Origin of the sequence: Amycolatopsis sp. cg9 (genome assembly GCF_041346945.1) — a bacterium.
Classification (GTDB): Bacteria; Actinomycetota; Actinomycetes; order Mycobacteriales; family Pseudonocardiaceae; genus Amycolatopsis.
The window spans coordinates 2,654,527-2,676,948 of sequence record NZ_CP166850.1; the positions used below are offsets into that span (position 1 = coordinate 2,654,527).

The following is a 22,422-nucleotide window of genomic DNA, read 5'->3' on the forward strand; positions in this document are numbered from 1 at the left end:
CAGCTCAGCGCCCTGCGTCCACTGTGGATTTTGCCGGGGTTGCGCCGAACGGGCTAGTCGGGCCGGACCGGGGTGTTCGGCCCCGGGTAGTCGGTCGCGGGCGGACGGTAATGCCACTCACCTCGCGATCACTCGGTTGGCCGCACCGTTCGACCGAAGTCGGATGACCGCCTACCGACCGGTCATCGACCGCTGAGCGCCGCCGATCGCAGCCACGCGCCTTACCCGGCGACGCCGCGCCGCCGCGCTGTTAGACAAGTGAGGTGCCGGTTTTCACCGGTCACGAAGCGGTGCAGGTAAGAAGGAGGCGGACTCGTGGCGGCTACACCTCAGAACACCGAGCGCTCGACGGTCGCCGGTGGCGCGAAGCGCAGCCGGTCGATGCCGAGCCGCGTGGTGCCGCCGATCGAGCTCCCCGCGAGCGTCGACGAACTCGCCCGCGCCGCCGCGGCCCAGCTGGGCTGGAACGGCGTCGTCCTGCCCGAGACCACGATCCTCGGCCGCAAGGTCTGCGTGGTCGCCAAACTCCGCACCGACGTGCACGCCGAGCGCATCGCGATGGGTGCCGGCCCGGTGGCCGACCGTGCCACCGTCGACACCTGGACCTGGCCGGAGCTGGCCGGAACCGCCCCCGCCCCGGCCGCCGAGATCGTCGGCGTCCTGGCCGTCGCGCGCCACTGGCGCACCGCGATGGCCTCCGCGGTTCCGTTCGCCCGCTACGGCGAGGCCGCGATGGTGCTCCCGTCGCCGGCCGTCCTCACCGAGGACTACGTCGGCAACTGTCTCCCGCGCGCTCGCGCGTACGGCCTCGCCGTCGTGACCGCCGACCCGAACGCGGTCGTCGACCTCGACCTCGAAGGCCGCACCGAGCGCGTGCTGCTCGCCGAGGACCCGGTCTCCCGCCTGGTGAACGAGCTGGTCTACGACCACCTGCTCCGGACCGCAGAGGCGCCCGCTTCGCACTAGGGTCGGCTCCATGCGAGTCGTCATTGCTGGTGGACACGGTCAGATCGCGCTGCGGCTGGAGCGGCTGCTCGCCGCGCGCGGTGACGAAGCGGTCGGCATCATCCGAAACCCCGCCCACGCGGCGGATCTCGAAGCCGCCGGCGCCCAAGGCGTGGTGCTGGACCTCGAGAACTCCGATGTGGACGCCGTCGCCGAAGTGCTGAAGGGCGCTGATGCTGCGGTGTTCTCCGCGGGCGCCGGGCCGGGTAGCGGCACCGCTCGCAAGGACACTGTGGACCGTGGTGCCGCCGCGCTGTTCGCCGAAGCGGCCGAGCGGGCCGGGGTCCGGCGGCACATCCAGGTCGGCTCGATCGGCGCCGACAACCCGGAGAACCCCGACGTCACCGAGGAATTCCGGCACTACCTGCGCGCCAAGCGGGCGGCGGAAGACGACCTCAAGGCTCGCGATCTCGACTGGACGATCCTCCGGCCGGGATCGCTCACGGACGACCCCGGCACCGGCCTGGTGCTGCTGGCCGAGCAGACGGGCCGCGGTCCGATCCCGCGCGACGACGTCGCCGCGGTGCTCGTCGCCCTGCTCGACGCGCCCGAGACCGCGCGGCGCACCCTGACCCTGATCTCGGGTGAGGACGCCATCGGCGAAGCGATCGCCGCGCTGTGATCAACGAGGCTTCGAGAGAGATCGCCGTCTTCAGCGGCAGCGCACACCCCGAACTGGCCGAAGAGATCTGCGCCCACCTCGGCGTCCCGCTGCGGCCGGCCGAGGTCCGGCGGTTCGCGAACGACTGTCTCGAGGTGCAGTTGCAGGCGAACTGCCGCGAACGGGACGTCTTCATCATCCAGCCGCTGGTCAAGCCGGTGCAGGAGCACCTGGTCGAGCTGCTGCTGATGCTCGACGCGGCGCGCGGCGCGTCGGCGTCGCGGATCACCGCCGTGATGCCGCACTACTCGTACGCGCGCTCGGACAAGAAGGACGCGCCGCGCATCTCCATCGGCGGCCGCCTGGTCGCCGACCTGCTGACGACGGCCGGCGCCGACCGCGTGCTCGCGATGACCCTGCACTCGCCGCAGGTGCACGGCTTCTTCAGCGTCCCGGTCGACCACCTGCACGCACTGCAGGAGCTGGCCAAGCACTTCCGCCAGTACGACCTCTCGCGGACCACCGTCGTCTCGCCCGACCTGGGCAACGCGAAAGAGGCGTCGCACTTCGCCCGGCTGCTCGGCGTCCAGGTCGCGGCCGGCGCGAAGGAGCGCTTCCCGGACGACCGCGTCCAGATCTCTTCGGTGATCGGTGAGATCACCGGCCGCGACGTCATCGTCCTCGACGACGAGATCGCCAAGGGCAGCACGGTCATCGAGCTGCTCGACAAGCTCGCCGAGCTGGAGCCGCGCTCGATCCGCGTCGCCTGCACGCACGGGCTGTTCGCGGCGAAGGCCATCGAGCGCATCGGCGGCCGGCCGGAGGTGCTGGAGATCGTCTGCACGAACACCGTGCCGGTGCCGGAGGAAGAGCGCACCGAAAAGCTGAAGATCCTCTCGATCGCGCCGGCCATGGCCGAGGCGATCCGCCGGATCCACAACGGCGAATCGGTGTCCGCCCTGTTTTAGGCGGAGCCCAGCACCCGGTCCAGGTAGGTGTTCGTGAAGACGCGGTTCGGGTCGGTTTCCTTGCGCACGCGCAGGAAGTCGTCGAAGTGCGGGTAGCGCGAGCGGAGGACGCCGGCGTCGAGGTCGTGCATCTTGCCCCAGTGCGGGCGGCCGCCGACCGCGCCGGCGATCTTCTCGAACGCGCTGAAGTACTCGCGGTACGGCATGCCGACGAACTGGTGGATGGCGATGTAGGCGGAGTCGCGGCCCTGCGCGGTCGACAGCCAGATGTCGTCGGCCGCGGCGACCCGCACCTCGACCGGGAACATCACCGGGTCCTTCAGCTTCGGCACCACGGACCGTAGCTCGGCGAGCACGTCGAGCACTGATTCACGTGGAACAGCGTATTCCGTTTCGGTGAAGCGGACGTTGCGCGCGGTGACGAAGACGCGGTGGGAAGTGTCGCTGTACTCGCGCGCGGAGAGCATGTTCGACGCGAAGTTGTTCAGCGGGCGCACGAGCCGCGGCATCAGCCGGCCGGTCCGGCAGAGTCCGCCGAAGGCGACGTTCTCCATGATCTGGTAGTCGACGAACTCGCGGACCTTGCTCAGCGGCTCGGCCGTCTCGCAGCGGTTGTTGCGCTTGACCAGCGCGTTCTTGCCGTACGGGAACCAGTAGAACTCGAAGTGCTCGTTCTCGTCGGCGAAGTCGTGGAAGCCTTCGAGGACCTGCTCCAGCGGCTCGGGCCGTTCCTGCGCGCGCAGCACGAACGACGGCTCGCACTGGAGCGTCACGGTGGTGATCACGCCGAGCGCGCCGAGGCCGACGCGGGCGGCGGCGAAGAGGTCCGGTTTTTCGGCCGCCGAGCAGGTGACGACCGAGCCGTCCGCGAGGACGAGCTCGAGCGCGGCGATCTGGGTGGCGATGCCGCCGAGCTTCGCGCCGGTGCCGTGGGTACCGGTGGAAATCGCGCCGGCGATGGTCTGCGCGTCGATGTCCCCGAGGTTGGTCATGGCCAGCCCGACTGCGTCGAGGGCGGCGTTGAGCTGCTTGATCGTCGTTCCGGAGCGGACGGTGACGAGCCCGGTTTCGAGGTCGACGCGCTCGATGCCGGTCCAGTACCGCAGGTCGAGGGCGTCGGAGTCGGCGACGGCGATCGCGGTGAAGGAGTGCCCGCTGCCCCAGGGGCGCACGGTCCGGCCGGCCGCGGCGACACCTTCGACGGCTGCGGCGATCTCGGCCACGCTGCGCGGCTGGTGAACGTGCTGCGGCGAGGCGGACGCCGTGCCCGCCCAGTTGGTCCACCGGGTCATCCGCGCGCCCTCCATCGGTCGAGTGCTCGAAACAGTAAGTGAATAGTATTCGCGTTTCAAGCCTTCGTGTCGTACTTTAGACCTCGTGACCAGTGCGACGGTGTACGACTTGGCGACCAAGGACCTCGATCCGCCCTTGGCCGTCGTCGACTTGGCGGCCTTCGACGCGAACGCCGACGACCTCCGCCGCCGCGCGGCGGGCAAGCCGATCCGCGTGGTCAGCAAGTCGGTCCGCTGCCGGGCGCTGCTGGAGCGCGTGCTCGCGATGCCGGGCTTCGAAGGCCTGATGTGCTACTCGCTCGCCGAAGCCGTCTGGCACGTCGAGCAGGGCACGACCGATGACATCGTCGTCGCCTACCCGACGGCCGACCACGAAGCCCTCCGCCGCCTGGCCGCCTCCGACGAAGCCCGCGCGGCGATCGCGATCATGGTCGACTCGCCCGAGCACCTGGACCTGGTGGACGCGGCCCTCGGCCACGGCCACCCGGAAATCCGCGTCTGCCTGGAACTGGACGCGTCCTGGCGCCCGCTGCCGGGCGTCCACGTCGGCACGCGCCGCTCGCCGGTGTTCACCCCGAAGCAGGCGTCGGCGCTGGCCCGCCGGATCCTCGCCCGCCCGGGCTTCCGCCTGGTGGGCGTGATGGCGTACGAAGGCCAGATCGCCGGCCTCGGCGACGCGGCGGGCGCCCGCCTCAACCGGGCGGTGATCGGCTGGATGCAACGCCGCTCGGCGGCCGAGCTGAACCGCCGCCGCGGCGAAGCGGTCCGAGCGGTCCAGGCCGTGACCGCGCTGGAGTTCGTCAACGGCGGCGGCACCGGCAGCATCGAGTCGACGGGCGCGGACGCGGTCGTCACGGAGATCGCGGCCGGCTCGGGCCTGATCGGCCCGACGCTCTTCGACGGCTACACGAAGTTCACACCCCGCCCGGCCGCGCTGTTCGCCCTCCCGGTCGTCCGCCGCCCGACCCGCACCATCGCCACCCTCTTTTCCGGCGGCTACATCGCTTCCGGGCCGACAGGCGCTTCGCGAGTCCCGCAGCCGTACCTGCCGACGGGCCTGAAGCTGCTCGGCTTCGAAGGCGCGGGCGAGGTCCAGACCCCGGTCACGGGCCGAGCGGCCCGCACCCTGAAGCTCGGCGACCGGGTGTGGCTGCGCCACGCGAAGGCGGGCGAGCTGGCCGAGCGCTTCACGCACTACCACCTGGTGCAGGGCGACCGGGTCGAGCGCACCGTCCCGACGTACCGGGGCGAGCACCAGAACTTCGGCTGACGCCGGTACCGCGTCCGCGCGGCAGAACACCGGCCTCGCCGCCGCGGTCGCCGTGTTGTCCCAACCCCGGACGGGTGAGTTCCCGCCCGAATCAGCCCGGATGTGTCGTGGCCGCGCGGTCTGTCCGGCGGCGCGGCGATGTCATGAAAGGGTCGTTCATGACGTCTGGTGAGGTGAACGACCCCTTCATGACGTGCGGGCGGCCGGATCGTTCACGGCGTCGGCGCGGAGACAATGCGGTCCGGTCGAGGCCCTTGCGCCTGACAACCGGCCCCCGCGCGCGCCCCGCCCTTCCCTGGGGGAACCCCCGCTTCCAGTCTATCGGCGCCCACCGACGACCCGGGCCCGAACCACGGGGTTGTCCACAGCCGTGCATACCTGTGGACAACTTCTGTGGACAACTACGACTGTTCCCCGAACCGGGCCGCCAGGTACCCCTTCACCACGTACTTGGCCTCCGCGACGATCTTCTCGTCCCCGCTCGGTTCCTTCCGGAAGGCCAGCTTCAGCAGCGCGTCGGCCACCTCGTTGGCGATGCCGATCGCGAACCGCAGGTCCTCGACCGGCCGGTCCACCTGCGTGGACACCAGGTCCGTCAGCGAATCCACGATCACCGCGTTGTTGTCACGGGTCTCGTCCAGGAGCTGGCGGTCGATGATGTCGCCGAAGTGGACCTTCGAGAAGCCCGGGACCGAGCGGTGCATCTCGAGGTAGATGTCGAGGATCGAGTCGACGACGTCCCACCAGTGTTCGGGGCCGAGCTGCTTGAGGCGCTCGTTCACCGCGCCCACGAACCGTTCCAGGTTCCGGGCGGTGAGCGCTTGCACCACCGCGCGCTTGTCGGGGAAGAACTGGTACAGCGACCCCACGGCGACCCCGGCGCGCTTGGCGATCAGGGTGGTCGTCAGCGCGTCGTAACCGAGCTCGTCGATCAACGCCGCGCTCGCGTCGAGCATCTGCTCGACGCGCTTGGCGCTGCGTTGCTGAACCGGCTGCCGGCGCAAAGGGGTGGCTTCTGCCGGCACCTTCGCGGCCTGGATGTCGGACACGGCGCTCCTCCTCGTCTGATCTGGGACTTTATCGTGCCGACGGGGTTCCCCACGGACGAGTGAAGACCTAGTATATGAGAACTTTTCATGTTCACCCGTACGGGTGTCCTGACGAAGGGGTCAGCAGCCGGTGCAGAACCCGAACTTCCCGCCCGACTTCCTCTGGGGCGTTTCGACCTCGGCGTTCCAGATCGAGGGCGCCACCAGCGAAGGTGGGCGCGGACCGTCCATCTGGGACACGTTCACCGCGACCGAGGGCAAGATCGCCCGCGATGAGACCGCCAACGTAGCCGCCGACCACTACCACCGCTACCCCGAAGACATCGCGCTGATGGCGGAACTCGGGGTCGGCGCGTACCGGATGTCCATCGCCTGGCCCCGCATCCAGCCCGACGGCAAGGGCGCGCCCAACCCCGAAGGCCTCGGCTTCTACGACAAGCTGCTCGACGCCTTGTGCGAGGCGGGCATCGCTCCCGCCGTCACGCTCTACCACTGGGACACCCCGCAGGCGGTCGAAGACGACGGCGGCTGGCTCTCCCGGGACACCGCTGAGCGCTTCGCCGAGTACGCCCGCATCCTCGGAGAGCGCTTCGCCGATCGGGTGAAGCTGTGGATTCCGCTCAACGAGCCCATGGTCATGTCGATCTACGGCTACGCGATCGGGGAGTACGCGCCCGGGCAGACCCTCCTCCTCGACGCCATTCCGACCGCGCACCACCAGAACCTCGCCCACGGCCTCGCCGTCCAAGCCCTGCGCGCGGCCGGGGCGACGAACATCGGCACCGCCAACAACCACTCGCCGATCTGGCCCGGCGACGACGGTGACCGCGACGCCGCCGAGTGGCTCGACGCGCTCATCAACCGGCTCTACGCCGATCCCGTGCTGCTCGGCAGCTACCCCGAGCAGCTCCACGCGCACCTGCCCGCCGGGTTTGCCGACGACCTGCCGACGATCGCGCAGCCGCTCGACTTCTACGGCGTCAACTACTACGAGCCGCAGGGGGTCGCGAAGCCCAGCCCGGGGAACCCGCTGCCGTTCGACCTTCGCCCGATCGAGGGCTACCCGATGACGACGAACGACTCGCCGATCGTCCCGCACGCGTTGCGCGAGCTGCTGCTCGGCTTCCACGCCCGCTACCGCGACAAGCTGCCGCCGATCCACATCACCGAAAACGGCTGCAGTTTCGCGGACGAGGTCGCCGAAGACGGGGGCGTGCACGACCCCGAGCGGATCGACTTCCTGCACAGCCACCTGGTTGCGCTGCGCGAGGCGATGGACGCCGGCGTCGACGTCCGCGGCTACTTCTGCTGGTCCCTGCTGGACAATTTCGAGTGGTCCAAGGGTTACGCGCCGCGCTTCGGCCTGGTGCACGTCGACTACGAGACCCTGCGGCGGACGCCGAAGGACTCGTTCCACTGGTACCGGAAGCTGGTGCGCCATGAGTGAAACGACCCGAGCCGTCCCGGAGGCGCTCGCCGAACCCGTCGTGCGGGTGCGGCCCGGCTGGATGAGCCTGCTGTTCTTCGCGAACATCGCGCTCTGGCTGGGGATCTACGCGCCGATCCAGGTGCTGCTGCCGCAGCAGGCCGAGCTGCTCGACCAGGTGAACAAGGAGTTCGTGCTCGGCCTGGTGATGGGCGTCGGCGCGATCGTCGCGCTGGTCGTCAACCCGGCGGTCGGGCTGCTGTCGGACCGGACGTGCTCGCGGTTCGGCCGCCGCCACCCGTGGACGGTGATCGGGGCGGCGGTCGCGGCCGTCGGGCTGCTGGTGCTGGCGTTCGCGCCCGACGTCGCCCTGATGATCACCGGCTGGTGCCTGGTGCAGGCCGGGCTCAACGGCATGCTCGCCACCCTGATGTCCGCCATCGCCGACCGCGTCCCGGTCGGCCAGCGCGCGCAGGTCGGCGGGCTCGTCGGCATCGCGCAGATGCTGGGCACCGTGCTGGGCGCGGTCGTGGTCGTCGTCATGCTCGGCATCGCCGGGCTGCCGCTGGCCTACGCGGCCTGCGCGGGGATCGTCCTGGTGGGGGCCGCGTTCTTCGTGCTCCGGACGCCGGACGCGCGCCTGCCGGTCGAGTTCCGGCCGTCGTCCGACGCCGGTGAGGTCCTCCGCAACCTCTGGGTCTCGCCGCGGCGGCACCCGGACTTCGCGTGGGCGTGGTCGTGCCACTTCATGATCAACCTCGGCAACGCGTTCGGGACGCTCTACCTGCTGTTCTTCCTCAAGGACGCGGTGCACTACCCGGACCCGGACACCGGGCTGCTCATCATGATGGCGCTCTACGGTGTCGCGCTCGTGTTCGGCGCGGTGCTCGCCGGCCACTTCTCCGACAGGTCCGGACGGCGCAAGCCGTACGTCCTGGCGGCCTCCGGCGTGATGGCGTTGGCCGCTTTGCTGCTGGTGCTGTGGCAGAGCTGGCCGGTGGCGCTCGCCGCGTCCCCGCTGCTGGGCGTCGGGTTCGGCGCGTACATGGCGGTCGCGCTGGCGATGCTGACGCAGGTGCTGCCGACGGCGCAGGACCGCGCGAAGGACCTGGGCGTCATCAACATCGCGAACTCGCTGCCGCAGGTGGTGGCTCCGCTGGTGACGCCGCTGGTGCTGTCCTACCTGGGCGGCTACCCGGGCCTGTTCGCGGCTTCGGCAGTCGCGACGCTGCTGGCCGCGGTGCTCGTGCTGCGCGTGAAGGCGGTTCGCTGAGAGAAGTTTGGAACCGCGGGCCGGTGCCGGTCGGGGGAGGGGAGTGCAACGGCACCGGCCCGCGGAATTCAGGGACCGCCCGAGCGGGCGGATCGCCGCGGTCGAACCAGTGGTCCATACCGCAGCTTGATGATCAATCTAGCGGGGGATTACCGCCCCGGCTAGGGCTAACGCGTAATTTTTTCGATTAATCGCGGTGGGGACCGGGATGATGGCCGAGGGCTGGTTCGCACTGCTCGGGGGTGCGGGCGAAACAGCCCTCGGCCGGGCGAGTGCCGGCACGGGTCCGATGGGGCGATCGGCCGGCCGCGCTCGCCGGATCGAGGTGGGCCGCCGGAGTGGCACTTTCCCTATGAAAGTGCCGTCTCTTCACGTCGGTTTCACGTGGCGACGGCCCGGGTGGCTCAGGCGGTGACCGCTCGGCGCGGGTTCACGAGCGCGTGGCGACCGGTGGTCTCGGCCGCGGTGGGGGCCGGGTGGACCGGGACCGGGCTCTTGCGGCGGCCCTGGAGGCGGCGGTCCGACGGGGCCTGCTGCTGCGGGGCCAGTCCGCCGGCTACCAAGTGTTCGTGCGCGACCTGCCAGACCGAGCACGGCGCCTTGCAGCGGTGCCACCGGGTCGAGCAGGTCGGGCAGTCGCCGCGCTCGTCGGGCTCGTGCATCTTCAGCATCGCGCGCCACGCCTCCGTCAACCGGGGCAGTTCGCTGCGCGCCACCGAGACGAGCGACTGGGCGTCGGCGCGGTTCGCCAGGTCGGTCAGCATGTCGAGGCGTTCCCAAACCGCGTTGCGGAGGACCTGCCCGAGTACCTGATCCATGTCAGCTCACCGTTACCTTTCCGCCATCTTGGCGGCTTCGTTGAGCGCGGCGCGCAGCTGGCCGAGCTGGCCGGACGTCAGCCGCGCGGTCTCGCCGGGGGGCGAGACCAGTACCACCTGGTTGTCTTCGACGAACACCGTCACCGCGCGTTCCCGGCTGATCAGGTCGCCGCACTGCACCCGCCACACGAGCTGACCGCCCTCGTAGTGGCGGACGCTCGCGGTGCGGGGGTCCACCGCGGCGGCCGGGGTGACGGGACGGACGGCGGAGACGGGAGAGACCGTCGCGATCGCCGGCCGCACGGCGCGGGTGGCCGTGCCGGCATGTCCTCCTGCGAACGAGTCCACGAACTCCACGCCCTTCTCCGCTCTGTCGAAAGTCCTTCGAAGATGCCTTCTGCAACATCCCTGCGGTTTTCGTAGCTCTCCGTGATCGCTGCCGGTGTCCGGGCGGTGACGGAGATCTGACAACTACAGTGAGGTGCAACCGGCTGCGATAGAAGGTCGAAATGGCGTCATAGCGGTGACCGGACTCGGTTCCACGGTAAGCGGTCAACGGACTTCGCCCGGGCCGATCAGGGCGCCAGTTCGGCAGTTCACACGGTTCACCAGGTTTGCCTACGCTGTTTCACAGACGCCCGACCGGACAGTGGAGGGGGCGCGATGGACGCCAGTAACGGTGGCAGTGCCGACGCCCGGCAGAGCCACGCAGTTCCCGCTGACGCGTGGGAGCAGCCCGAGATGAGAGCTGCTCTCGCGTCGCGCGAGATCAGCGGTGTCTACCGCCTCTTGCGCAAGCACGGTGTCTCGCAGCGCCAGATCGCCGCGATGACCGGCCAGTCCCAGTCCGAGGTGTCGGAGATCCTCAAGGGTCGCCAGGTCATGGCCTACGACGTCCTCACGAGGATCGCCGACGGCCTGGGTGTCCCACGTGGATACATGGGCCTCGCCTACGACGAGGCCACGGCGATACGCGTCGTCGGCTCCGCCGACGGCCAGCAGGCTGAGGAGGACGAGTCCGTGAAGCGACGGAGGTTCCTCGCGCACGCCGCCCAGGTCACGATGGGTGCGGCGGTGTTCGGTCCGGAATCGGGCACCTGGTCGGCGGGACCGGCGCGCACGCCGGCGCCGGGCCGGATCGGCATGACCGACGTGCGCCAGGTGGAGGCCGCGACGCGCGCGCTCCGGGCGCTGGACTACCAGTACGGCGGCGGGTTCTGCCGCGACGCCGTCGTGGCGCAGCTGTCCTGGGGGCAGCAGATGCTCGAGGCGCACGGCACCGACATCGTCAAGAACCGCCTGTACGTGGCACTGGCCGACCTTCACTCGCTGGCCGGCTGGACCTCCTTCGACACCGGCCTGATGGACTCCGCCCGCGGGCACTTCGCGAACGCGCTGGACCTGGCCAAGCAGGGCGAGAACCACCCGCTGGTGGCCAACGTCCTCTACCGCATGGGCCGCGTCTACCTGCACCAGGACGCCCCGAACGACGCGCTGAAGCTGTTCCAGCTCGGCCAGATCGCCGCCCAGGAAAGCGGTTCCGAGCTGGCGGTTTCCGTGCTGTGCGCGAACGAGGCCTGGGCCTACGCGATGATGGGCAACGAAGAGCAGGCGGTGAAGCTGCTCGGCCGGAGCAAGGACGAGTTCGAGCGCGCCAACCTGGCCGAGGCCGAGTCCTGGGTGAAGTTCTTCACCGAGACCGACGTCTACGCCATGGTCGGCACCGTCCACACGGTCCTCGCGCAGAAGAACGCCGAGCACACCAAGTACGCGATCCCGGCGCTGACCAGGGCCGTCGACTCCTACGACGACGAAATGGCCCGGTCCAAGACGTTCATGCTGAGCGCGCTGGCCACCAACCACCTGCTGGACGGCGACCTCGACCACGGCGCCAAGGTCGGCGGCAAGGCCATCGACTGCGCCGAGGGCATCAAGTCCGAGCGGGTCAAGGACCGGATGCGGCCGCTGCAGGAAGAGGCGGAGCGCCGCCGCAACAACGCCGACGCGCGTGACCTCGCCGATCGCCTCCACGCTTTCTACGCCGCATAACGCCGGGGGCGGCGGGGGCACCGGGGCTGTCTTGGCCGGCCGGTTCACAGCCGGGAAACTGCGCGGCGTGCTGGCGGAGACGTGCGCCCTGCTGGGGGTCGACCCGGCGGGCGCGCGGCTGCTGCGGTTCACGAACAACGCGGTGTACGCGCTGGTCACGGCCCCGCTCGTGATCCGGATCGTCGGGTCCACGCAGCTGCGGCACCGGGTCGGGACCGTCGTGCGCGTCGCCCGGCACTTCGAACGCCACGGCGTCCCCGCGATCCGGCTCCTCGGCGACGTCGAGCAGCCCTTGTCGGTCGGCGGGCACCTGGTGACCGTGTGGCACCAGGTGCCGAGCATCGGCCGGCCGGCGACCGCGACCGACCTGGCCCGGCTGCTGCGCCAGGTGCACGCGCTGCCCGCGCCCGACGGCCTCGCCGAGTGGGCGCCGTTCGCCGCGGTGCGGGCCCGGGTGTCCGACGCCGAAGAGCTCGGCGACGCCGACCGCGAGTTCCTGCTCGAGCGCTGCGCCGACCTCGAAGACCGGCTGGCCGGGCTGGAGTTCCCGCTGCCCAGGGGCCTGGTCCACGGCGACGCGTACCCCGGCAACGTCATCCCCGGCCCGCACGGCCCGGTGCTCTGCGACTTCGATTCGTCGTGCGTCGGCCCGCCGGAGTGGGACCTGACGCCGCTGGCCGTCGGCCGCGAGCGGTTCGGGGACCCGCCGGTGCACTACCGGACGTTCGCCGCGGCGTACGGCTTCGACGTGACGTCGTGGTCCGGGTTCGCGGTGCTCCGCGGCATCCGCGAGCTGAAGCTGACGACGAGCGTGCTGCCGATCCTGCGCAGCCGGCCGCAGGTGCGGCCCGAGCTGTTCCGCCGGTTGGCCGACCTCCGCAGCGGCCGGACGGACGTGCGCTGGACGCGTTACCGCTGAGCCGGGACTGTCACATGATGTGACCGGCACCACAACCTGCACGTGCATTCGCCGACTGCAAATGACCGTTCGTCGCTTCGGAAATGCGGTCCGCTCAGGGTAGAAAGTTCGGCCCGACCGGTCGCCCCCAATGGTCTACCCGTCATCCCAATGCGCAAGTTGCAGCTACTCGCCGTGACTCCGCAGCGGTCTCACCTGCGGGGAAGGGCTTTCAAGACGCGACGACCGGCGCCCGCGTCAGCACGACGGCGAACCCGAAGGCCAGCCCCATCACGGTCAGCTCCAGCGTCGCCCACGCGGCGAGCGCGGTCCGCTGGTGCCGGACGATCTGCGGCATCAGCCGCCAGCGGACGTTCGCGCCCAGCAGCGCGATGACGCCGGTGCACACCGTCTTCAGGATGAGCAGCTGCCCGTACGGCGTCGTGAAGATCGCCGCCCAGAACCCGATGGTCGGGTTGAGCGAGATCTCGACCAGACCGTTGAACAGGCCGGTCGCCGCGGAGATGACCAGGCAGAGCGTCGCGAGCTTCGAGAACCGGGGCAGCGCGTGCGCCAGCAGCGTCCGGTTCGCCAGGAGGAGCACGGCCATCGCGCCGAGGCCGCCGGTCCAGGCGACGGCGCTCATGACGTGCAGCTCCATCGAGATCATCGTGTAGTCGTGGTAGTTCCAGTTCGACGCGTGCCCGGTGACCGGCAGCGGCAGCAGCGCGAACAGGCCGAGCCCGACGCGCACCTCCGCCGGCACCTTCTCGCCGAACCGCAGTGCCAGCGCGCCGATCCCGGCGTGGGCGAGCGCGAGCACGGCGACGATGACGAGCGCCTTCCCGGCGCCGACGTCGACGATGTACTGCCCGATGTCCGACGGCGAGAGCGTCGACGAGCCCGGCTTGTACTCCGCGGTCTGCAGGATCAGCGCGACGACCGCGGTCGTGGCCCAGACGAGCGCGGCCGCGACGCCGGCCGGGCGGGCCAGCCGCAGGATCGGCTCGGTGAGCTTCGGCCGGTCGTAGCCGACGAGCACGGACAGCAGCGCGAGCCCGATGGTCGTGACCGCGGCCAGGTCGAGCAGGACCCGCACGACCGGGATGCCGGCCGAGACCACCGCGTCGGGCTGCACCACGCCGGGGACCGGCGCGGTGGCGGTGAGCGCGACGCCGATGAGGGCGCCGAGCAGTCCCGCCGTGACGACGCACAGCAGCGTCGAATAGCGGACGTTCGTGGTGGTCTCGGCCTGCGTCATCAGTTCTTCTCTTCGACTTTGCCGCCCGAGCGCAGGGCGACGGTCAGCCCGATGGCCAGCAGCACGACGGCGCCGGCGATCCAGACCCAGATCGGCACCCCGGTGGACGACGACTGCTGCGGCGACGCCGAGGACGAGCCGCCCGGCGAGCGGGCCGCGTCGACGGTCGCCGGCGTGCCGGTGCCCGCCGCGGTCAGGGTGAAGGTGAGCTCACCGGTCACCGGGTGGCCGTCCGCGGAGAGCACCCGGTAGCCGACGGTGTACTTCCCCGCCGGGCCGAGCGGCCGCAGCGGCGCGCTGATGACGTTGTTCACCACGCTGATCGGTCCCTCGGCCCACTGGCCGCCGCCGGGGCCGGTCACCGCGATCTGGTTGACGTCCGCGCCCTGCACGTACTGGTCGAACGTCAGGCTGATCTTCTGCGGGCCGGCGGCGACGGACGAGCCGTTCGCCGGGTCCGAGGAGATCAGCACGTTGTGCGCCAGCGCCGGGGTGGCCGTGCCGAGCACGGCCACCACCGTCAACGCCAGCGCGACGAGCGCCTTCCGCATTTAGCTGTTGCCTCCCGACTTGGCCGTGGCCTTGCGCGCCCGGATGGTCGCGCCGGCCCCGACGCCGAGGCCGACGGCACCGACCAGCAGGCCGGCACCGCCGAGCCAGCGGGCCGTGCTGTCGGACGACGCCGCGGCTTCAGTCTGCTCGCCGGTGGTGGACGCCGTGTTCGCGCCCATCGCGGCGTGGTCGTCACCCTCGGCCGCCTTCGCGGCCAGCTTCACGACCGGGGCCGGGTGCTCCGGCTCCTCGCCGCCCGCGGGGGTCGGCTGGTTCCAGTCGACGACCTTGCCGTCGCTGTAGGTCTGGTGCGCCGGGAACTCCACCTGGTCCACGTTGGTGGGCAGCGGGCCGAAGCTGACGGAGAACTCCTGGTAGTCGGTGGCCTTCAGCTCGCTGCCCGGCTGGGCGGTCCACGTCACCGCGGTGACGGCTTCGGTGACCTGCGTGCCGTTGTCCTTGGTGATCGGGGCCGGCAGCTTCGACTTGGTGACCTCGGCGGTCCAGCCGGGGAGCGGCTTCGTCCGCACCGAGCCGATGCCGTAGTCCGCCTTGAAGTCGACGACGACCTTCGTGGTCTTGACGGGGTCCTTCTCCTCGCTCGGCACCCGGAACACGATCGCCGCGTAGCCGCCCTTCGTGGGCTGCGGGCCGTAGACGTTGGCGGTGACGTGCGCGGACGCGACGCCGGCGCCGAGGAAACCGGCGAAACCGACGGTGGCGGCGAGGAAACCGGCGCGCTTGAAGACGTGCTGGGACATGGGTTCACTCCTGATGAACTCAAGAAGGGGCAGCGGACTCGGGGGTCCGCTGTGTCGGGGATGAGCTGGGGTTCAGGAGTGGGTGGGCGGGCCGCGCCGCCCGCGGATCCGGCGCAGGTCGACGCCGACGAGGTGGTCCGGGCCGCCCACGCGGGCGGGGACGGGGGCGGGAGCCGCGGCCGGTACCGGCAGCGGGGTGAGCAGCCGCGGCAGGATCGCGCGCAGCACGGCCAGCACCGTGAGCAGCGTCGCGTCCGCGCGGGCGAGCAGGAGCGCGGTGAGCAGGGTCGCGATCGCGTGCGCGGCGATCATGCCGGTCCCGGTCCGGTCCGGCATCGCGTACATGTCGTGGTGCCCGGCGAGCGTGGTGAGCAGCAGGTGCATCACCAGCTGGGCGGCCCCGAGCAGGGTGATCGTGGCGACCGGGCCGCGGGCCTTGCGGGTGAGCGCGGTCGCGGTCCAGCCGAACAGGCCGGTGAGCAGCAGGGTCATCGCCGGGTCGGGCAGGCCGCCGTCGGCGAGCCGGTGCGCGGTGACGGACAGCGCCGCCGCGCTCACGGCGAGCAACGCGCCCCGGGTAGCGCCGAGCACGACGGGTCGTCGTGCCGGAACGCTCATGAGCAGCAGCCTAAGGGACCTGCCCCGGGGTGAGCGTGTGATCCCGTGAAGTGAGCACACACCGAGTTCACGTCCCACGCCACGCCGTGGTTCAGGCCATTTCTTGCCGATCAGCACGGCTTGGGCCACGGTGGGCGGAACCGGTAGCCGACGACGGGGGTTTGGACCGGCTGTGCCCTGGGTACTGAGCCGTCGGTCAGGAACTAGCCCGTTCGGGTGAAGTCCGGCGCGAAGGGCGGGAGAGCGGACACGGATGAACCTCTTCGACTACATCTCCGACCGGGCGAGCAAGCTCTGGCTGGAGGCCTACCTGCACACCAGCATGGTCGTGCAGTGCACCATCCTCGCCGCGGTCCTCGGCGTGCTGATCGGGATCGCGGTCTACCGCAGCCCGATCGGTTCGGCGGTGGCCACGGCGCTGGCGAGCACGATCTTGACGGTCCCGTCGTTCGCCCTCCTGGGGCTGCTGATCCCGCTTTCCGGGCTCGGACCGACGACGGCCGTGATCGCGCTGGTGCTCTACGGCCTCCTGCCGATCGTCCGGAACACCATCGTCGGGCTCGACGGTGTCGACCCGGCCATCACCGACGCCGCGCGCGGGATCGGGATGAGCCGCTTCGGCGTGCTCACCCGGGTCGAGTTGCGGCTGGCGTGGCCGGCCATCCTCACCGGCATGCGGGTGGCGACGCAGATGCTGATGGGCATCGCGGTGATCGCCGCCTACGCGAAGGGTCCCGGCTTCGGCGCCGAGGTCTTTTCCGGGCTCACGAACGCGGGGAGCACCAACTCCCTGAACCAAGCCGTCACGGGCACGGTCGGGGTGGTCATCCTCGCCCTGATCCTCGACGGCGTCTACGTCCTGATCAAGCGTTTCACCGTCTCTAGGGGTGTCCGTGGCTGAGAACGAGGAAGTCTCCGGGGTCGAGATCGAGCTGGAGCACGTGACGAAGCGGTACCCCGGCACCCGCGAAGCCGCGGTCGACGACTTCTCCATGGTCGTGCCCGCCGGCAAGATCGTGGTCTTCGTCGGCCCGTCCGGCTGCGGCAAGACGACGACGATGCGGATGATCAACCGCCTGGTCCAGCCGACCTCCGGCAAGATCACCATCGGCGGCGAAGACGCGCTCAAGCTCGACGTCGACACCCTGCGCCGCCGGATCGGCTACGCGATCCAGCAGGCCGGGCTGTTCCCGCACTTCACCGTCGCGCAGAACATCGGCGTGGTGCCCGGCCTGCTCGGCTGGGACAAGAAGAAGGTCAACGACCGGGTCGAGGAGATGATGGACCTGGTCGGGCTCGACCCGGCCGACTTCCGCGACCGCTTCCCGCGCCAGCTCTCCGGCGGGCAGCAGCAGCGCGTCGGCGTCGCGCGCGCGCTCGCCGCGGACCCGCCGGTGCTGCTGATGGACGAGCCGTTCGGCGCGGTCGACCCGATCACCCGCGGCAACCTGCAGGACGAGCTGCTGCGGCTGCAGGACGAGCTCAAGAAGACGATCGTGTTCGTCACGCACGACTTCGACGAGGCCGTGAAGCTCGGCGACAAGATCGCGGTGCTCGGCAACCAGTCGTCGATCATGCAGTACGACACCCCCGAGGCGATCCTGGCCAACCCGGCGAACGACACCGTCGCCGGGTTCGTCGGCGCGGGCGCGTCGCTGAAGCAGCTGACGCTGCTGCGGGTCCGCGACGTCGAGCTGGCGCAGGACGCGCTGACCGCGACGGTGTCCGACGACCCGGCCGACATCCGCAAGAAGCTCGAAGACCAGCGCAAGCACTTCGCGCTGGTGCTGGACGCCCGTCGCCGCCCGACGCGCTGGGTGCACGTCCGCGACCTGACCCCGGGGGCCTCGCTGGCCAGCGCGGGCAAGCCGCTGCGCGACATCGTCAGCCTGCAGTCGACGCTGCAGGACGCGCTCGAGGCGATGCTCGCCGAAGGCGGCTCGGTGCCGGTGACCGGCGCGCGCGGCGAGTACGCGGGCACCATCCAGCTCGACACCGTGATCGCGACCATCCAGCAGCTGCGGGACGAGCACACGAACGGTGAAGAGGTGTCCGCATGACGGCTGCCGTCGACACCGGTTTCAGCACCGAGTCCGGTTCGAAGCGCGCGGAACGCGTCCGGCTGCTCGCCCAGCCCGTCGCGGTCCTGGTGATCGTCGCCGTCACGCTGATCTGGGTGTTCTCCAGCGGCCTGAACGCGACGGAGAAGGAAACGCTCAACGCGACGACCCTGTTCACGGCGTTGTGGGACCACCTGCTGATGACGCTCGTGGTGACCGCGATCGTCGTGCTGGTCGCCGTGCCGCTCGGGGTGATCGTGACCCGGCCGTGGGCGCGCTTCCTCGCCCCGATCTTCCTGGCGATCGCCAACATCGGCCAGGCCGCGCCCGCGCTCGGCGTGCTGGTGCTGTGGTTCATCGTCACCGGCGCGACCGGCGGGATCTGGGTGGCCGCGCTGCCGCTGGCGTTCTACTCGCTGCTGCCGGTGCTGCGGAACACGATGGTCGGCATCCAGCAGGTGGACCCGGCGCTGATCGACGCGGGCCGCGGCATCGGGATGTCCGCGACCGCGGTGCTCTGGCGGGTCGAGCTGCCGCTGGCCGTCCCGCTGATCCTGGCCGGCCTGCGCACGTCGCTGGTGCTGGCGGTCGGCACGGCGACGTTCGGCATGTTCGTCAACGCCGGCGGGTTCGGCCTGCTCATCGACACCGGCTACAAGCTGAACCTGACGTCGGTGCTGGTCACCGGTTCGGTGCTGGCGGTCGCGCTGGCGCTGCTGGTGGACTGGCTGGGCGCGGTCGCCGAACAGTTCTTCGGACCGAAGGGGCTGCGATGAAACTCGGGCGACTGAAAGCCCTCTTCGGGGTGGCGGTGCTCGGCGCGACGCTCTCGGCGTGCGGCCTGACCGTCAACCAGGCGGTGCCGTACGACATCCAGCCGGGCACGATCCAGCCGATCCCCTCGCTGCAGGGGCTGAAGGTGACGGTGGGGTCGAAGGACTTCACCGAGAACATCATCCTGGCGTACATGGCCGAGATGGCCTTGACCGCGGCGGGCGCGGAAGTCGTCGACCTGTCCGACATCAAGGGCTCCAACTCGTCGCGGCAGGCGCTGCTGTCCGGCCAGACCGACGTCACGTGGGAGTACACCGGCACCGGCTGGATCAACTACCAGGGCAACGAGCTCCCGGTGCCCGGCGGCGAGAAGGCCCAGTACGAGGCGACGGCCAAGGCGGACGAAGAGAAGTTCGGCGTCACGTGGCTGAACTACTCGCCGCTCAACGACCAGTACGCCTTCGCCGTCACCGAGGCGTACGGCGCGCAGAACAACCTGAAGACGACGTCGGACCTGGCGGCGTTCATCAAGCAGAAGCCGGACCAGGCCGTGTTCTGCCTGGAGACGGAGTTCACCAGCCGTCAGGACGGGTTCCCGGCCGCGGTCAAGGCGTACGGCTTCCAGAACCCGACGGTGAAGAACTTCGGCATCGGCACGATCTACTCGGCGGTGGCGAGCGGCACGTGCCCGGTCGGCGAGGTCTTCACCACCGACGGCCGAATCTCGGGGCTCAACCTGCGGGTGCTGGAGGACGACAAGAAGGCGTTCCCGCAGTACAACGCGGTGGCCACGCTGCGCACCGAGTTCATCAAGGCCCACCCGGAGCTGCGCGGGCCGTTGGAGAAGGTGAGCGCGGCGATCGACAACGAGCAGATGGTCGAGCTGTGCAAGCAGGTCGACGTCGACGGCCAGGACGCGGGCAAGGTCGCCCACGACTGGATGGTCAAGAAGGGCTTCATCAAGTAGGCCCGAAGCCGCTGTAGGCCACCATCAGGGCACTGAACGCCCTGATGGTGGCCTTCAGGTCTCGTGCGGAGCGGGCATGATCGACCCGTGAAGGACTCCGATCTCGAACCGGCCCAGCGCGCTGTGGCCGCGCTCGTGGGAAAGCATGGAACGGCTATAGAAGCGTTGGTGTGGGCTCGTGGTCTCGATGACTGGTGCGGAAGCCGCAGTGCCGGCTACGGCGCCGCTCGCGATGCCGTAGCCGGCACGCTCGCCGGCGCGCGGTACGTGGTCAACCGATCGGTCCACCAGCTCGCTCAGATCACTCCGGCTTTCGGCGTAATGCGGTTCCCACTCGACTTCAGATCCGGCGTTGGGATCTTCAACACCTTCGGTGGGACTCGCTGGGCAGCTGAAGGGTATCTGCCCGCTCGCGACGAGGAGCGGGACGAAGCACAACGCAGGCTCCGCGACCACTACCTCGAGTACCTTGCCGGGCGAGACGTCGGCTCGACCCTGACCCTGGTACGGGACTGGTTCGAGCGGCAGCTCGCCGAGCCGACGCCTTCTGGCTGACGGGTCAGAGCCCGAGGCGGTGCAGCAGCTGGCCTTCCAGCCGCTCCAGCTCGCCGGCCACCGCGCGGTGCACGGACTTGCGCCGCGCCGCCGGCATCCGCTCCGCGGCGCGGACCGACGCCGACAGCTGCTCCAGCGTGCCCAGCGCGTCCTTCGCGAACTCCTGGTCCGCGTTCGAAGCCTTCTCGGACTTCTGCAGTTCCCGGCAGCCGTCGGCGATGCCCGCGATGCGGGCGTGCAGGGCCGCGCCGCGGCCGGTGTACTCGCCCAGCTTGTCGACCGAGACGCCGAGCTTGCGTGCCTGGTACCGGTCGTACAGCTCCCGGGCGGAGCCCGCCGCGCGCACCGCGAACGGCGCGACCACCGGGATCACGACGGGGCCGAGCACCTTCGCCACCGCGACCGCGTTCTTCGCCTTCTTGGGGGTGAACCTGGCTTCACCCTCGACCTTGGCCTTGCGCGCCATGGCACCTCCCTGCGACGTGTCGAGGTCGAACTTACTGGTAGCCAGGGTGGCGGGCATGTCGGCTCGGCGGTGGGAAACTAGAGTGATCTCCATGCAAGGTGAGGTGGTGCTCGACGCGGGCGCGGTCAGCCGCTGCCGTCGCCGCGTGCACCTCGAGCACGACCCGGCGATGCGGGAGGTACCGCTTTCCCCGCCGGACCCGACGGCGCAGCAGCGGATCGCCGACGCCACCGCGCACCGCGAGGACATCGTCAGCAGGCTGATGGCCGCGAACCCCGGCCACTGGGTCAAGATCGACCGCGACCTGCCCGCCCACGAGCGCGTCGAACGCACTGAGCAGGCCTTCGCCGCCGAAGCCGCCTACATCTGGGGTGCGCTCCTGCCGGTCGACCCGGCCGGGCACCGGCGCGGCGGCATCGACCTGCTCGTGCGCACCGGCCGCGGCTACGTCCCGGTGCTCGTCGTGCGCCACCGCATCACCGACCGCGGCACCGGCGCGATCGTCACCGAACTGACCGACCTCGAGCCCGCGCACCGCAAGGCCGACGACGCCCGCAAGGTCCGCTCGCAGCCGCGCGACCAGCTGCGGCTGGTGCACATCCGCCGCATGCTGCAGACGCTCGGGCAGGCCGACGAGGGCCTCACCACCGGCGGCGTGATCGGCCTCGACGCCGACGTCGTCGTCTGGCACGACCTCACCGCGGGCACCTGGCCCGGCGGCCGCAGCGCGCTGACCGAGTACCAGGTCCGGTTCGCCGACCGGCTCGCCATCGCCACCGCGGCCGCGAACGGCGAGGAGCCGCTGGCCGAGCCGTCGCGCGTGCTGGAGTGCCGCCGCTGCCCGTGGTGGCCGACGTGCGAGGTGGTGCTCACCGAGAGCCGGGACGTCAGCCTCGTCGTCCGCGGCGAGGACGCGGTGGAGCTGCGCCGCGCCGGCGTGTCCACTGTGGACAAGCTGGCCGCGCTCGACCCGGCAGGCGAGCCGCCCGCGGTGAACTGGACGGGCGTCACCTTCCCGGACGCGGTCGTGCTCGCCCGCGCCTGGCTGGCCGACCTGACGCTGGTGCGCCGCGTCGAGGCGGTCGACGTGCCGCGCGGCGACGTCGAGGTCGACGTCGACATGGAGAGCTTCGGCGACGCCGGCGCGTACCTCTGGGGTTGCCTGCTGACCGGCGCCGACATCGGCGTGCCGCAGGGCTACCGCGCCTTCGCGACGTGGGACCCGCTGCCGACCGACGACGAAGCCCGCTCGTTCGCCGAGTTCTGGGCCTGGCTCACCGACGTCCGCCTGCGCACCGAAGCGGCGGGGCTGACCTTCCGCGCCTACTGCTACAACGCGCTCGCCGAGAACCGCTGGCTCTTCGGGTCCGTCGAGCGCTTCGGCGAGTACCCCGGCGTCCCCGCGAAGAAGACCATCCAGTCCTTTGTGGACTCCGAGGAGTGGGTCGACCTCTTCCGCAGCGTCACCGACCAGTTCCTGTGCTCCCACGGCAAGGGCCTGAAGGTGATCGCGCCGGTGGCCGGGTTCTCGTGGCGCGACCCCGAGGCGGGCGGCGAGGCGTCGATGCGCTGGTACCGCGACGCCGTGGGCATGGACGGCGAGCAGCCGGACGACGAGCAGCGCGAGCGGCTCCTGCGCTACAACGAAGACGACGTCCTCGCGACGCGGGCGCTGCGGGAGTGGATCAGTGCGCGCGCCCAGGCCGAAGTCCCGTACATGTTCGACCTCTGAGTGGTTCAGTCGCCAAGACACTTGCCC

23 protein-coding genes are annotated in these 22,422 nt (G+C 70.5%); 14 read left to right on the forward strand and 9 right to left on the reverse strand.

Going from position 1 to position 22,422, the window contains the following annotated elements; translation table 11 throughout:
- Positions 1-315 precede the first annotated feature (315 nt).
- From AB5J73_RS12480 to AB5J73_RS12490, 3 genes are read left to right on the forward strand one after another with little or no spacing between them, the layout of a single operon-like run.
- A complete protein-coding gene (locus AB5J73_RS12480) occupies positions 316-966 on the forward strand; it encodes a hypothetical protein (protein WP_370969864.1) in 651 nt (216 codons plus the stop codon).
- 10 nt (positions 967-976) lie between these two features.
- Entirely contained in the window at positions 977-1,627 is a 651-nt protein-coding gene (locus AB5J73_RS12485) for an SDR family oxidoreductase (RefSeq protein ID WP_370969865.1), read from the forward strand.
- A complete protein-coding gene (locus AB5J73_RS12490) occupies positions 1,624-2,574 on the forward strand; it encodes a ribose-phosphate diphosphokinase (protein WP_370969866.1) in 951 nt (316 codons plus the stop codon). The genes AB5J73_RS12485 and AB5J73_RS12490 overlap by 4 nt, the downstream gene beginning before the upstream one ends.
- Here AB5J73_RS12490 and AB5J73_RS12495 read toward each other — a convergent pair.
- Entirely contained in the window at positions 2,571-3,866 is a 1,296-nt protein-coding gene (locus AB5J73_RS12495; RefSeq protein ID WP_370969867.1) for a D-arabinono-1,4-lactone oxidase, read from the reverse strand. The two genes, AB5J73_RS12490 and AB5J73_RS12495, sit on opposite strands and share 4 nt — an antisense overlap.
- 85 nt (positions 3,867-3,951) lie before the next feature.
- Between AB5J73_RS12495 and AB5J73_RS12500 the strand changes: the two genes are divergently transcribed.
- The gene (locus AB5J73_RS12500) at positions 3,952-5,136 is read left to right on the forward strand and encodes an amino acid deaminase/aldolase (protein WP_370969868.1); all 1,185 of its coding nucleotides are present in this window, start codon (positions 3,952-3,954) and stop codon (positions 5,134-5,136) included.
- 401 nt (positions 5,137-5,537) lie between these two features.
- Here the strand turns inward: AB5J73_RS12500 and AB5J73_RS12505 are convergent, their stop codons facing one another.
- Positions 5,538-6,185, reverse strand: coding sequence for a TetR/AcrR family transcriptional regulator (locus AB5J73_RS12505; RefSeq protein ID WP_155548365.1), 648 nt, complete (start codon positions 6,183-6,185; stop codon positions 5,538-5,540).
- Between the two features lie 130 nt (positions 6,186-6,315).
- On the opposite strand from AB5J73_RS12505, the gene AB5J73_RS12510 reads away from it, so the two are divergent.
- Positions 6,316-7,632: a GH1 family beta-glucosidase gene (locus AB5J73_RS12510; RefSeq protein ID WP_370969869.1), complete on the forward strand. Its 1,317-nt coding sequence runs from the start codon at positions 6,316-6,318 to the stop codon at positions 7,630-7,632.
- The gene (locus tag AB5J73_RS12515) at positions 7,625-8,884 is read left to right on the forward strand and encodes an MFS transporter (protein WP_370969870.1); all 1,260 of its coding nucleotides are present in this window, start codon (positions 7,625-7,627) and stop codon (positions 8,882-8,884) included. The genes AB5J73_RS12510 and AB5J73_RS12515 overlap by 8 nt, the downstream gene beginning before the upstream one ends.
- Before the next feature lie 404 nt (positions 8,885-9,288).
- On the opposite strand, the gene AB5J73_RS12520 is transcribed toward AB5J73_RS12515, so the two are convergent.
- Together AB5J73_RS12520 and AB5J73_RS12525 are read right to left on the reverse strand one after the other, a co-directional pair.
- A complete protein-coding gene (locus AB5J73_RS12520) occupies positions 9,289-9,702 on the reverse strand; it encodes a hypothetical protein (protein WP_086860450.1) in 414 nt (137 codons plus the stop codon).
- A gap of 12 nt (positions 9,703-9,714) precedes the next feature.
- Positions 9,715-10,059, reverse strand: a complete 345-nt coding sequence (locus AB5J73_RS12525; protein ID WP_086860447.1) for a hypothetical protein — start codon at positions 10,057-10,059, stop codon at positions 9,715-9,717.
- A 306-nt stretch (positions 10,060-10,365) separates the two neighbouring features.
- On the opposite strand from AB5J73_RS12525, the gene AB5J73_RS12530 reads away from it, so the two are divergent.
- Together AB5J73_RS12530 and AB5J73_RS12535 are read left to right on the forward strand one after the other, a co-directional pair.
- Entirely contained in the window at positions 10,366-11,751 is a 1,386-nt protein-coding gene (locus AB5J73_RS12530; RefSeq protein ID WP_370969871.1) for a tetratricopeptide repeat protein, read from the forward strand.
- A gap of 31 nt (positions 11,752-11,782) precedes the next feature.
- Positions 11,783-12,670 (forward strand): phosphotransferase family protein, encoded by an 888-nt coding sequence (locus AB5J73_RS12535; protein ID WP_370969872.1) that lies wholly within the window; start codon positions 11,783-11,785, stop codon positions 12,668-12,670.
- A gap of 211 nt (positions 12,671-12,881) precedes the next feature.
- Here AB5J73_RS12535 and AB5J73_RS12540 read toward each other — a convergent pair whose 3' ends face one another.
- From AB5J73_RS12540 to AB5J73_RS12555, 4 genes are all read right to left on the reverse strand, one after another.
- The gene (locus tag AB5J73_RS12540) at positions 12,882-13,910 is read right to left on the reverse strand and encodes a copper resistance D family protein (protein ID WP_370969874.1); all 1,029 of its coding nucleotides are present in this window, start codon (positions 13,908-13,910) and stop codon (positions 12,882-12,884) included.
- On the reverse strand, positions 13,910-14,461 hold the full coding sequence (locus AB5J73_RS12545; RefSeq protein WP_370969876.1) for a copper resistance protein CopC: 552 nt from the start codon (positions 14,459-14,461) through the stop codon (positions 13,910-13,912). Before AB5J73_RS12545 ends, AB5J73_RS12540 begins: the two co-directional genes overlap by 1 nt.
- Entirely contained in the window at positions 14,462-15,223 is a 762-nt protein-coding gene (locus tag AB5J73_RS12550) for a YcnI family protein (protein WP_370969877.1), read from the reverse strand. It lies immediately after the preceding gene.
- A gap of 72 nt (positions 15,224-15,295) precedes the next feature.
- The gene (locus AB5J73_RS12555) at positions 15,296-15,790 is read right to left on the reverse strand and encodes a hypothetical protein (protein WP_370973113.1); all 495 of its coding nucleotides are present in this window, start codon (positions 15,788-15,790) and stop codon (positions 15,296-15,298) included.
- 304 nt (positions 15,791-16,094) lie between these two features.
- Between AB5J73_RS12555 and AB5J73_RS12560 the strand changes: the two genes are divergently transcribed.
- The 5 genes from AB5J73_RS12560 (at position 16,095) to AB5J73_RS12580 (ending at position 20,197) form a co-directional block, all read left to right on the forward strand.
- Positions 16,095-16,742: an ABC transporter permease gene (locus AB5J73_RS12560; protein WP_125309535.1), complete on the forward strand. Its 648-nt coding sequence runs from the start codon at positions 16,095-16,097 to the stop codon at positions 16,740-16,742.
- On the forward strand, positions 16,735-17,901 hold the full coding sequence (locus tag AB5J73_RS12565; RefSeq protein WP_370969878.1) for an ATP-binding cassette domain-containing protein: 1,167 nt from the start codon (positions 16,735-16,737) through the stop codon (positions 17,899-17,901). Before AB5J73_RS12560 ends, AB5J73_RS12565 begins: the two co-directional genes overlap by 8 nt.
- Entirely contained in the window at positions 17,898-18,677 is a 780-nt protein-coding gene (locus AB5J73_RS12570; RefSeq protein ID WP_370969879.1) for an ABC transporter permease, read from the forward strand. The genes AB5J73_RS12565 and AB5J73_RS12570 overlap by 4 nt, the downstream gene beginning before the upstream one ends.
- The gene (locus AB5J73_RS12575; RefSeq protein ID WP_370969881.1) at positions 18,674-19,642 is read left to right on the forward strand and encodes a glycine betaine ABC transporter substrate-binding protein; all 969 of its coding nucleotides are present in this window, start codon (positions 18,674-18,676) and stop codon (positions 19,640-19,642) included. The genes AB5J73_RS12570 and AB5J73_RS12575 overlap by 4 nt, the downstream gene beginning before the upstream one ends.
- Before the next feature lie 87 nt (positions 19,643-19,729).
- Complete coding sequence (locus AB5J73_RS12580; protein ID WP_370969883.1) at positions 19,730-20,197, forward strand: hypothetical protein; 468 nt, start codon at positions 19,730-19,732, stop codon at positions 20,195-20,197.
- Positions 20,198-20,201: 4 nt separating this feature from the next.
- Here the strand turns inward: AB5J73_RS12580 and AB5J73_RS12585 are convergent, their stop codons facing one another.
- Positions 20,202-20,663 (reverse strand): DUF6474 family protein, encoded by a 462-nt coding sequence (locus tag AB5J73_RS12585; protein WP_370969884.1) that lies wholly within the window; start codon positions 20,661-20,663, stop codon positions 20,202-20,204.
- A 91-nt stretch (positions 20,664-20,754) separates the two neighbouring features.
- Between AB5J73_RS12585 and AB5J73_RS12590 the strand changes: the two genes are divergently transcribed.
- A complete protein-coding gene (locus tag AB5J73_RS12590) occupies positions 20,755-22,395 on the forward strand; it encodes a TM0106 family RecB-like putative nuclease (RefSeq protein ID WP_370969886.1) in 1,641 nt (546 codons plus the stop codon).
- The last annotated feature ends 27 nt before the right edge of the window (positions 22,396-22,422 follow it).